The organism is Escherichia sp. WS1118 (genome assembly GCF_046487695.1).
GTDB lineage: Bacteria > Pseudomonadota > Gammaproteobacteria > Enterobacterales > Enterobacteriaceae > Escherichia > Escherichia coli.
In genome coordinates this window covers 65,253-77,101 of record NZ_JBJQIZ010000011.1, presented here as the reverse complement: position 1 = coordinate 77,101, position 11,849 = coordinate 65,253, and the positions used below count along the sequence as shown (strand labels likewise).

At 53.3% G+C, this 11,849-nt stretch carries 8 protein-coding genes and 1 pseudogene; 3 read left to right on the top strand and 6 right to left on the bottom strand.

The genetic code is table 11. The features are described 5' to 3' along the window. Positions 1–22 precede the first annotated feature (22 nt). Together malP and malQ are read left to right on the top strand one after the other, a co-directional pair. Positions 23–2,416, top strand: a complete 2,394-nt coding sequence (gene malP / locus ACJHYO_RS18575; protein WP_410232538.1) for a maltodextrin phosphorylase — start codon at positions 23–25, stop codon at positions 2,414–2,416. A gap of 9 nt (positions 2,417–2,425) precedes the next feature. After that, the gene (malQ, locus tag ACJHYO_RS18570) at positions 2,426–4,510 is read left to right on the top strand and encodes a 4-alpha-glucanotransferase (RefSeq protein WP_085455582.1); all 2,085 of its coding nucleotides are present in this window, start codon (positions 2,426–2,428) and stop codon (positions 4,508–4,510) included. Between the two features lie 110 nt (positions 4,511–4,620). On the opposite strand, the gene gntT is transcribed toward malQ, so the two are convergent. The 3 genes from gntT to gntX all read right to left on the bottom strand — a co-directional run bounded on the left by gntT (position 4,621) and on the right by gntX (position 7,618). Next, entirely contained in the window at positions 4,621–5,937 is a 1,317-nt protein-coding gene (gene gntT / locus ACJHYO_RS18565) for a gluconate transporter (RefSeq protein WP_001131758.1), read from the bottom strand. A gap of 363 nt (positions 5,938–6,300) precedes the next feature. After that, positions 6,301–6,876 (bottom strand): Fe-S biogenesis protein NfuA, encoded by a 576-nt coding sequence (gene nfuA / locus ACJHYO_RS18560; RefSeq protein WP_000619389.1) that lies wholly within the window; start codon positions 6,874–6,876, stop codon positions 6,301–6,303. 58 nt (positions 6,877–6,934) lie between these two features. Next, positions 6,935–7,618 carry a DNA utilization protein GntX gene (gene gntX, locus ACJHYO_RS18555; protein ID WP_001298214.1) on the bottom strand — a complete coding sequence of 228 codons (684 nt, stop codon included), beginning with the start codon at positions 7,616–7,618 and terminating at the stop codon, positions 6,935–6,937. A gap of 37 nt (positions 7,619–7,655) precedes the next feature. On the opposite strand from gntX, the gene bioH reads away from it, so the two are divergent. Further along, positions 7,656–8,426 (top strand): pimeloyl-ACP methyl ester esterase BioH, encoded by a 771-nt coding sequence (bioH, locus tag ACJHYO_RS18550; protein WP_001060077.1) that lies wholly within the window; start codon positions 7,656–7,658, stop codon positions 8,424–8,426. A gap of 28 nt (positions 8,427–8,454) precedes the next feature. On the opposite strand, the pseudogene ACJHYO_RS18545 reads toward bioH, so the two are convergent. From ACJHYO_RS18545 to feoB, 3 genes and pseudogenes are all read right to left on the bottom strand, one after another. Next, a pseudogene (locus tag ACJHYO_RS18545) lies at positions 8,455–9,048 on the bottom strand (Rpn family recombination-promoting nuclease/putative transposase); the annotation flags it as partial. 232 nt (positions 9,049–9,280) lie between these two features. Then, entirely contained in the window at positions 9,281–9,517 is a 237-nt protein-coding gene (feoC, locus tag ACJHYO_RS18540) for a [Fe-S]-dependent transcriptional repressor FeoC (RefSeq protein ID WP_000157585.1), read from the bottom strand. Between the two features lie 10 nt (positions 9,518–9,527). Further along, positions 9,528–11,849, bottom strand: a complete 2,322-nt coding sequence (gene feoB / locus ACJHYO_RS18535; protein ID WP_000737042.1) for a Fe(2+) transporter permease subunit FeoB — start codon at positions 11,847–11,849, stop codon at positions 9,528–9,530.

Here is an 11,849-nt window from a genome sequence, read left to right as displayed (position 1 = left end):
ATCTAAGAAAAGTGGAACTCCTATGTCACAACCTATTTTTAACGATAAGCAATTTCAGGAAGCGCTTTCACGTCAGTGGCAGCGTTATGGCTTAAATTCTGCGGCTGAAATGACTCCTCGCCAGTGGTGGCTGGCAGTGAGCGAAGCACTGGCCGAAATGCTGCGTGCTCAGCCATTCGCCAAGCCAGTGGCGAATCAGCGACATGTTAACTACATCTCAATGGAGTTTTTAATTGGTCGCCTGACGGGCAACAACCTGTTGAATCTCGGCTGGTATCAGGATGTACAGGATTCGTTGAAGGCTTATGACATCAACCTGACTGACTTGCTGGAAGAAGAGATCGACCCGGCGCTGGGGAACGGTGGTCTGGGACGTCTGGCGGCGTGCTTCCTCGACTCAATGGCAACTGTTGGTCAGTCTGCGACGGGTTACGGTCTGAACTATCAATATGGTTTGTTCCGCCAGTCTTTTGTCGATGGCAAACAGGTTGAGGCGCCGGATGACTGGCATCGCGGTAACTACCCGTGGTTCCGCCACAACGAAGCACTGGATGTGCAGGTAGGGATTGGCGGTAAAGTGACGAAAGACGGACGCTGGGAGCCGGAGTTTACCATTACCGGTCAAGCGTGGGATCTCCCCGTTGTCGGCTATCGTAATGGCGTGGCGCAGCCACTGCGTCTGTGGCAGGCGACGCATGCGCATCCGTTTGATCTGACTAAATTTAACGACGGTGATTTCCTGCGTGCCGAACAGCAGGGCATCAACGCGGAAAAACTGACCAAAGTTCTCTATCCAAACGACAACCATACTGCCGGTAAAAAGCTGCGCCTGATGCAGCAATACTTCCAGTGTGCCTGCTCGGTAGCGGATATTTTGCGTCGCCATCATCTGGCGGGGTGTAAACTGCACGAACTGGCGGATTACGAAGTTATTCAGCTGAACGATACCCACCCAACTATCGCGATTCCAGAACTGCTGCGCGTGCTGATCGATGAGCACCAGATGAGCTGGGATGACGCCTGGGCCATCACCAGCAAAACTTTCGCTTACACCAACCATACCCTGATGCCAGAAGCGCTGGAACGCTGGGATGTGAAACTGGTGAAAGGCTTACTGCCGCGCCACATGCAGATTATTAACGAAATTAATACTCGCTTTAAAACGCTGGTGGAGAAAACCTGGCCGGGCGATGAAAAAGTGTGGGCCAAACTGGCGGTGGTACACGACAAACAAGTGCATATGGCGAACCTGTGTGTGGTTGGCGGTTTCGCGGTGAACGGTGTTGCGGCGCTGCACTCAGATCTGGTGGTGAAAGATCTGTTCCCGGAATATCACCAGCTATGGCCGAACAAATTCCATAATGTCACCAACGGTATTACCCCACGTCGCTGGATCAAACAGTGCAACCCGGCACTGGCGGCTCTGTTGGATAAATCACTGAAAAAAGAGTGGGCTAACGATCTCGATCAACTGATCAATCTGGAAAAATTCGCTGATGATGCGAAATTCCGTCAGCAATATCGCGAGATCAAGCAGGCGAATAAAGTCCGTCTGGCAGAGTTTGTGAAAGTTCGTACCGGTATTGAGATCAATCCACAGGCGATTTTCGATATTCAGATCAAACGTCTGCATGAGTACAAACGCCAGCATCTGAATCTGCTGCATATTCTGGCGTTGTACAAAGAAATTCGTGAAAACCCGCAGTCTGACCGCGTACCGCGCGTCTTCCTCTTCGGCGCGAAAGCAGCACCGGGCTACTACCTGGCGAAAAATATTATCTTTGCGATCAACAAAGTGGCTGACGTGATCAACAACGATCCGCTGGTTGGCGACAAGTTGAAGGTGGTTTTCTTGCCGGATTATTGTGTTTCGGCGGCGGAAAAACTGATCCCGGCGGCGGATATCTCCGAACAAATTTCGACTGCAGGTAAAGAAGCTTCCGGTACCGGCAATATGAAACTGGCGCTCAATGGTGCGCTTACTGTCGGTACGCTGGATGGTGCGAACGTTGAAATCGCTGAGAAAGTCGGTGAAGAAAATATCTTTATTTTTGGTCATACCGTGGAACAAGTGAAGGCAATTCTGGCCAAAGGCTACGACCCGGTGAAATGGCGGAAGAAAGATAAGGTGCTGGACGCAGTATTGAAAGAGCTGGAAAGCGGTAAATACAGCGACGGCGATAAGCATGCCTTCGACCAGATGCTGCACAGTATCGGCAAACAGGGCGGCGATCCGTATCTGGTGATGGCAGATTTCGCCGCTTATGTAGAGGCACAAAAGCAGGTGGATGTGCTGTACCGCGACCAGGAGGCCTGGACTCGCGCGGCGATCCTCAATACCGCCCGCTGCGGTATGTTTAGCTCGGATCGCTCTATTCGCGATTATCAGGCTCGTATCTGGCAGGCAAAACGCTAAGGAAGCTCGATGGAAAGCAAACGTCTGGATAATGCCGCGCTGGCGGCGGGGATCAGCCCCAATTACATCAATGCCCACGGTAAACCGCAGTCGATTAGCGCCGAAACCAAACGGCGTTTGCTTGACGCGATGCATCAACGTACCGCCACGAAAGTGGCGGTAACGCCAGTCCCGAATGTCATGGTTTATACCAGCGGCAAAAAAATGCCGATGGTGGTGGAGGGCAGCGGCGAATATAGCTGGCTGCTGACCACCGAAGAAGGAAAGCAGTACAAAGGCCATGTGATGGGGGGCAAAGCGTTCAATCTACCGACGAAGCTGCCGGAAGGTTATCACACGCTGACGCTTACCCAGGACGACCAGCGCGCGCATTGCCGGGTGATTGTCGCCCCGAAACGCTGTTACGAACCGCAGGCGTTGCTGAACAAACAAAAGCTGTGGGGTGCCTGCGTTCAGCTTTATACACTGCGATCGGAAAAAAACTGGGGTATTGGGGATTTTGGCGATCTCAAAGCGATGCTGGTGGATGTGGCAAAACGTGGCGGGTCGTTCATCGGTCTGAACCCGATTCATGCGCTCTATCCGGCAAATCCGGAAAGTGCCAGCCCGTATAGCCCGTCTTCTCGCCGTTGGCTGAATGTGATTTATATCGACGTTAACGCCGTTGAAGATTTCCATCTTAGCGAAGAGGCTCAGGCCTGGTGGAAGTTGCCGACCACGCAACAGACGCTGCAACAGGCGCGGGATGCCGACTGGGTCGATTACTCCACGGTTACCGCCCTAAAAATGACAGCATTACGAATGGCGTGGAAAGGTTTCGCGCAACGTGATGATGAACAGATGGCCGCGTTTCGCCAGTTTGTTGCAGAGCAAGGCGACAGCCTGTTCTGGCAGGCGGCGTTTGACGCACTACATGCCCAGCAAGTGAAAGAGGACGAAATGCGCTGGGGCTGGCCTGCATGGCCAGAGATGTATCAGAACGTGGATTCACCAGAAGTGCGCCAGTTCTGCGAAGAACATCGCGATGACGTTGATTTTTATCTCTGGTTGCAGTGGCTGGCTTACAGCCAGTTTGCCGCCTGCTGGGAGATAAGCCAGGGCTATGAAATGCCGATTGGCTTGTATCGTGACCTGGCCGTTGGTGTAGCAGAGGGTGGAGCAGAAACCTGGTGCGACCGGGAGTTGTATTGCCTGAAAGCGTCGGTTGGAGCACCGCCGGATATCCTCGGCCCGTTGGGGCAGAACTGGGGATTGCCGCCAATGGACCCGCATATTATCACCGCGCGTGCCTATGAACCGTTTATCGAGCTGTTGCGTGCCAATATGCAAAACTGCGGCGCATTACGAATTGACCATGTGATGTCGATGCTGCGTTTGTGGTGGATACCGTATGGCGAGACGGCAGATCAGGGGGCATATGTTCACTATCCGGTGGATGATCTGCTCTCGATTCTGGCACTCGAAAGTAAGCGTCATCGCTGTATGGTGATTGGTGAAGATCTCGGTACCGTACCGGTAGAGATTGTCGGTAAGCTGCGCAGCAGCGGTGTGTACTCCTACAAAGTGCTCTATTTCGAAAACGACCACGAGAAGACATTCCGCGCGCCGAAAGCGTACCCAGAGCAGTCGATGGCGGTTGCGGCGACACACGACCTGCCTACGCTACGCGGCTACTGGGAGAGCGGGGATCTAACGCTGGGCAAAACGCTGGGGTTGTATCCGGATGAAGTGGTACTGCGCGGTCTGTATCAGGATCGCGAACTGGCGAAGCAAGGACTACTGGATGCTCTGCATAAATATGGTTGTCTGCCAAAACGTGCCGGGCATAAGGCATCGTTGATGTCGATGACGCCGACGCTGAATCGTGGCTTACAGCGCTACATCGCCGATAGCAACAGCGCCCTGTTAGGGCTACAGCCGGAAGACTGGCTGGATATGGCAGATCCGGTAAATATTCCCGGCACCAGTTACCAGTATAAAAACTGGCGACGTAAACTTTCCGCAACGCTTGAGTCGATGTTTGCCGATGATGGTGTGAACAAGTTGCTGAAGGATTTGGACAGACGGCGCAGAGCGGCAGCGAAGAAGAAGTAGAGTGCGGTTGATGCCGGATGCGACGCTTGACGCGTCTTATCCGGCCTACTAATTAATGCCGAATCGTAGGCCGGATAAGGCGTTCACGCCGCATCCGGCCATCAGTATTATCAAATCACCATATTCAGCAGCAGACAGCCTACCAGACCGCACACCGAGATAATGGTTTCCAGCATCGACCAGGATTTGATGGTCTCGCCGATAGTCAGGTTAAAGTACTCTTTGAACAGCCAGAAGCCCGGATCGTTCACGTGAGAGAAAATCACACTACCGGAACCAACCGCAATAACCATCAGCTCCGGGCTAACACCCGTCGTTGCAATCAGCGGTGCCGCGATACCACCCGCAGTGATTGCCGCGACGGTTGCGGAACCCAGCGCGATACGCAGTACGGCAGCAATCGACCAGGCCATCAGCAGCGGAGAAATGTTGGTTTCGTGCATCATGGAAGCAATGTATTTGTCCACGCCGCTGTCTACCAGCACCTGCTTGAACGCACCGCCACCACCGATAATCAACAGCATCATCGCAATGATTTTGATGGAAGAAACCAGCGTGTCGTTAATCTGATCCATTGAACGACCACGGTTCAGACCAAAGGTGAACATCGCGATCAGCACGGCAATCAGCGTAGCCATTACCGGGTCACCGAGGAACTCCGCTACCGGCAGGAAAGCGTGACCTTTCGGCAGGATCATTTCGGCAATCGCACGCATCGCCATCAGAACCACCGGCACCAGAGAGGTCCAGACGCTGACGCCAAAGCTCGGCATCTCTTCTTCGCTGAAGGTTTTCGCGCTGTACAGACCTTCCGGGATCGGCTTATCGATACCTTTCAACACGCGAGCGTAAACCGGACCGGCGAGAATCACGGTCGGGATTGCCAGAATAGTACCGTACAGCAGAGTTTTACCCATATCGGCATTGAAAATGGTGGCAATTGCAGTCGGACCCGGATGCGGTGGCAGGAAGCCGTGGGTCACAGACAGTGCAGCCGCCATTGGTACACCAACATACAGCAGTGGAATATTCGCGGAAGCCGCGATGGTAAACACCAGCGGCAGCATCAGCACGAAACCCACTTCATAGAACAGGGCAAAACCAACGGTAAAACCGGTCAGTACCACCGCCCACTGGATGTGTTTTTTACCAAATTTGGCAATCAGTGTGGTAGCGATACGTTGTGCGCCACCGCAGTCTGCCAGCATTTTGCCCAGCATCGCACCAAAACCCATGATCAGGGCAAGGCTACCGAGCGTTCCGCCGACACCGGCTTTGATGGAGCCAATAACTTTATCCAGCGGCATCCCTTGCATTAATCCAACAGCAAGCGCCACGAGGACGAGAGCGATGAAGCCGTTCATTTTGAAGCGGATCATCAGGAGTAATAACAAGATTACACCGATAGCAACAATGACTAATGGCATGATTTACCTGGCCTTTAATTTGTTATGGGTAACGTCAGGTTTCTGACGGAAAATCCTGGTTGTCCCAACTGGGAACAGAGATGTTACGGCACCACGGCTGATGACCCCTAAAACGAGTTAGTGTAGTCAGATGTTATGAGTGTGTTTGGTGCCCATGAGAATGATACGGGTAACATTACGTGCTTGAGAATCACCAGAGCGGGGTAAATTTAAATTATGAGAGGTTGGTCATATTATCGTGGGGAAACGAAGAGATTGGATTTGCTGAGGTAATTCTGCGCTAATGTCAGACTCTCGTGCAACGTACAGGCCCGATAAGACGCTTTAGCGTCACATCGGGCAATCGACAAAAGAGGAGAGAACTTAGTAGTAAGAGTGCTCGCCGCGTTGGTGTTCGGTGAGATCGCGTACACCTTTCAGCTCCGGGAATTCGTTCAGCAACTGCTTCTCGATCCCCTCTTTCAGCGTTACATCGACCATGGAACAACCGTTACAGCCGCCGCCAAATTGCAAAATGGCGTAACCGTCTTCGGTGATTTCCATCAGCGAAACGCGACCACCGTGACCAGCAAGCTGTGGGTTGATCTGTGATTGCAGCATATACTCCACGCGCTCCATCAGCGGCGCATCGTCAGCCACTTTACGCATTTTGGCGTTAGGCGCTTTCAGCGTCAGCTGCGAACCCAACTGGTCGGTAACAAAATCGATCTCTGCATCTTCCAGGTAAGGAGCGCTTAACTCATCAACATACGCGGTCAGCAGGTCAAATTTCAGGGCAGTGTCGGTGGCTTCCACAGCGTCCGGCGGACAATAAGAAACGCCACATTCAGCGTTAGGCGTGCCAGGGTTAATCACAAATACGCGGATTTGTGTCCCTTCTTCCTGGTTTGCCAGCAGTTTGGCAAAGTGCGCTTGTGCAGCATCGGAAATACGGATCATAGTAATGGCCTAATAGTTGACTATTTTAGTTGGTTATAATACGCCCATCATCGAGGCTCTACAAGGTTCGACAAAGGCACCAGACCTGGACAGTCGCCGCACCATTGCGTAAAAGCAACTGCGCAATCTCTGCGACGGTACTTCCGGTGGTAACGACATCATCCACAATCACCATATGGCGACCTTGCACAGGCAATTCAAGGCGAAAGGCATTTTTCAGGTTGTGTTTGCGTAGCCGGGCGTTAAGAAAATGCTGGGTCGCGGTGGCCCGTGTTCGTGTGACGGCTTCGCTATCCCATTGGCAGTGTAGCCAGCGTGATAACGGCTGACACAGCAAATCGCTCTGATTAAATCCCCGACGCCAGTGACGCCGCTGCCATAACGGAACGCTGATGATGCGATCCGGCAATTGCAACCCGGTGGTGCGACGAGCGTGTAAGACCTCCAATAGTAACAGACGTGACAGGGCGCTGGCGATTTCGCTGCGCCGGGAAAACTTAAGCTGGTGGATTAGCGGGCTTAACGGCGGCGCATAGTCGGCAACCGTGACCAGTCTTTGCCAGGGCGGCGGTTTTTGCAGGCAGCGACCGCAGGGAAGATGTGAGTGTGTGGCGGGTAATCCACATTGGGGGCATAACGTTTTATCTGTACGGGCGGCGCGTGAGCATACCGAACAAATCCCCCAATGACCTAACGCCAGCGGCATTCGGCATAGCCAGCATAATCCCGGTACTGTTAGCATATGTTCATCCTTGTAAGTCAAAAGAGAACAATAGCGGATGAATAACATCTGGTGGCAGACCAAAGGTCAGGGGAATGTTCATCTTGTGCTGCTGCACGGATGGGGACTGAATGCCGAAGTGTGGCGTTGCATTGACGAGGAACTTAGCTCGCATTTTACGCTGCACCTTGTTGATCTGCCCGGTTTCGGGCGCAGTCGGGGATTTGGTGCGCTGTCGCTTGCTGATATGGCCGAAGCCGTGCTGCGACAGGCACCTGATAAAGCCATTTGGTTAGGCTGGAGTCTGGGCGGGCTGGTGGCAAGCCAGATTGCGTTAACCCATCCCGAGCGTGTTCAGGCGCTGGTCACCGTGGCGTCGTCGCCTTGTTTTAGTGCTCGTGACGAGTGGCCGGGGATAAAACCGGACGTGCTGGCGGGATTTCAGCAGCAGCTGAGTGATGATTTTCAGCGTACAGTGGAGCGGTTCCTGGCGTTACAAACCATGGGTACTGAAACGGCGCGCCAGGATGCGCGGGCGTTGAAGAAAACCGTACTGGCGTTACCGATGCCGGAGGTGGACGTGCTCAATGGTGGGCTGGAAATCCTCAAAACGGTCGATCTCCGTCTGCCGCTGCAAAACGTGTCCATGCCGTTTTTGCGATTGTATGGCTATCTTGATGGTCTGGTGCCGCGCAAAGTAGTGCCGATGCTGGATAAACTCTGGCCGCACAGCGAGTCGTACATTTTCGCCAAAGCGGCCCATGCGCCGTTTATTTCACATCCGGACGAGTTTTGTCATCTGCTGGTGGCGTTGAAGCAGAGGGTGTAGGTGGCTTTCGAAATGGCGGGACAGAACTTTACTGGCTCGCCGCAGCCAACTCTTCTTCTGACACCCCGGTAAAGCGCATGATGTCTGCAAGAGGGACTCCGGATTCAAGCATTATTTTTGCTATATGCAAGGCTTTGGATTGTTCCCCTTCCTGCCGCAATCTTTCCGCAATAGTCATTAAACTCTCCTTGTGTTTTGGTGAACGTTCGGCCACACCATCGATAAAATCGTTAAAACGTACCGCGTCGCCGGTTTGCAGTATGTAATTAAACAGCCCTTTGATTTGTCTGCCATTAGCGTATCCACTACTTAATAAGCAGGCCATTTGCTCTACCAGCCCCATCAGGTCGCGTTGACGAATATGTTTTTGAATTAACTCCAGCAGTGCCATACGTCGGTGCTGCATGATTTCATCATCAGGCATGACGGTGACATCAATCAGCGGAAATGCAGAGGCATAAAGCTGCCTTGCCAGGTTGGGATCGGCGAAACAATCCAGCCAACACAGCGAATAGGGATAGGGGCTTTCAATACCGTGATAAAACAACAATGGCACCACCATCGGCAATGTTTTGTATCCGGCATCAAGGTGATTTTGCATTGCGGCAATGGCGTAACGCATCGTGTGGGGTGGAACTCTGCTTTTTGCTCATGGCGTTCCTTCACCTGTTATTTGAATGCCGCGACTCTACGCGCCACTCCACACCTGTGCATTAGCGAGTTTTCATCCCTGCGAGACGCTTTCAGAGGAACTTACGTCGCGCTGCAAGGGTTGCATTTTTATGGAAAGCCGCACGCAAAAAAGCCCGGATGCAAACGCATACCGGGCTTTCAAAACAGGCAGTGAAACAAGGTTAACGCAACGCCCACCATTCGTGCAGACAGGCTTTTCCTTCCGGGCAGCTTTTACAACTGCCGGAAAGACAGCCGTCAGGTTCTTCCTGAATCCGCACTGCTTTTCCCATACTTTCTAGCTGTTTCAGCATGGCGTTAATCATTGGCTGCGGAGTGTTCAGTGTCTGGCTAATCTGGGCCGCTTCCATACGGCCCCGTAATGCCAGTAAATCACGCACTTGAATGAGCGAAGCCATTGTCGTGTCCTTAGTGGCAATCGCCAGTGGTGCTGGCCGCACAGCAACTGCTTACCGATTTGCGCGTTGCCAGCAGTTCGACATCTACCCGGCTACGCGCGCGGCGCAGCAGACCGATAACCACGATGTTAAACAGGATAACTGCCAGAATGCACACCAGGCTGTAAGTTGGATGCTGGCTGTAGCTGGCGACCTGATAGAACAATGTTGCCAGTGAGTAAGCAATATTCAGCCCCCACAGGATGGAGAAGCCCATCCAGCCACGGCTTGATTCACGCGCGATAGCCCCCATCACCGAGATGCACGGTACGTACAGCAGGACGAAAATCAGGTAGCTGTATGCGGCAGCTGCGCTACCGAATTTCTGATCCATCACGCCCATCGCCCCGGTACCCATTTCGCCGTCGCCTTTGCTGGCTTCAATGGGGTTCATCAGTACGCTAAGGCTGAAGGTGTCTTTCAGGCTCTGCCAGGTTTCATCTACCGCACTGAACAGCTCTTCACCGAGGTTAAATTCCGCCGGATTGAACTCTTCGTCCTGAATATTTTCTGCGGTGTAGAGGGTGTTGAGCGTGCCCACCACCACTTCTTTCGCCATTGCGCCTGTAAACAGGCCAACCGTTGCCTGCCAGTTATCTTCATGCACGCCAATCGGCTTGAAGACTGGGGTGATCACCCGGCTGACGGAAGCCAGCGCCGAGTCGTTGATGTTATCGACGATTTTTCCGCTCAGCGAGAAGCTGTTGAAGGCGCTCAGGAAAATGCTGACGATGATAATCACTTTACCAGCACGCAGAACGAAGCCTTTCAGACGCTGCCAGGTCTGGATAATCAGGCTTTTAACGTGTGGTACATGGTAGACCGGCAGCTCCATGACAAACGGCGTCGCTTCACCGCGCATGATGGTGTACTTGAGCATCAGGCCCGTCAGCACCGCCATTACGATACCCAGCATATACAGCGAGAAGACCGCCAGCGCACCGTTCTGCCCGAAGAAGGCAGCCGCGAATACTGCGAAGATAGCCAGACGCGCGCCGCAGGACATAAACGGTGCCATCATGATGGTCATCAGACGTTCACGCGGTGCATCAAGCGTACGTGCGCCCATTACCGACGGTACGTTACAACCGAAACCAACGATCAGCGGTACAAAGGATTTCCCCGGCAAGCCCAGCGCCTGCATCAGACGGTCCATCACAAACGCCGCACGCGCCATATAGCCGGAGTCCTCAAGGAAGGAGAGGAACAGGTACATCATGCCGATCTGCGGCACCAGTGGCAGCACGGTGTTAATACCACCGCCCAGGCCTTGGGCGAGGAAGATAGTCAGCCAGTCCGGGAAGTGGAGCGTGTAGCCAATCCACTGAATACCATGCACAAAGAGTGCTACGGAGCCGACGTCAAACAGCGGCTGTAACGCCCCGCCGATGTTGATAGCCAGCAAGAACATCAGGTACATCACAAAGAGGAAAATCGGCAGACCGAGGAAACGGTTGAGCACGATTTTATCTACCGCAGTGGTGAAACGGCTGGGTTCTGCCGTCAGGGTGTTGCTTACCACATCACAGATGGCAGCAATGCACTGGTAACGCGCATCGGCAATGTGCAGCGCCGGATCGTCCATCTCATTACGCAGACGGGCGAGGGCGGCATCCAGATGCTGCGACGCTTCACCGGCGTAGGCGCGGCTGTAGATATCGCCTTCCAGCATTTGCAGGCCCAGCCAGCGACGTTGTTTCAGCGGGATGTCGGAAGGCATCACTTTTGCCAGTGAATCTGCTTCGTTGAGCAGCGGCTGAGCGTAATGCACCAGTTCCACATTTTCGTTAGCTTTATAGCGATCAATCGCCAGCTTGAGCGCTTCAATACCGCGACCACGGGTTGAAACCAGCGGGATCACCGGGCAGCCAAGACGCGCCGACAGAGCATCAATTTCAATGCGAATATTTTGCTTCTCGGCAATGTCGAGCATGTTCAGCGCCACGATGCAGGGAATGCCGAGTTCCAACAGTTGCAGCGTCAGGTACAGGTTACGCTCAAGGTTAGACGCATCCACCACGTTAATCAGCAGGTCTGCGTCGCCACTCAAAATGTAGTGACAGGCGATTTGCTCATCGAGCGAGGTCTGCGATGAGATGGTGGTCAGAGAATAGGTGCCGGGCAGGTCCACCAGCGTGACCTGATGATCGGTGGTGGAGAATTGCCCTTCTTTACGTTCGACGGTAACGCCAGCCCAGTTACCTACACGCTGACGTGAGCCAGTGAGCTGGTTAAATAACGTTGTCTTGCCAGAATTTGGATTACCAATTAAGCCAATGGTTAATTTTTTCAT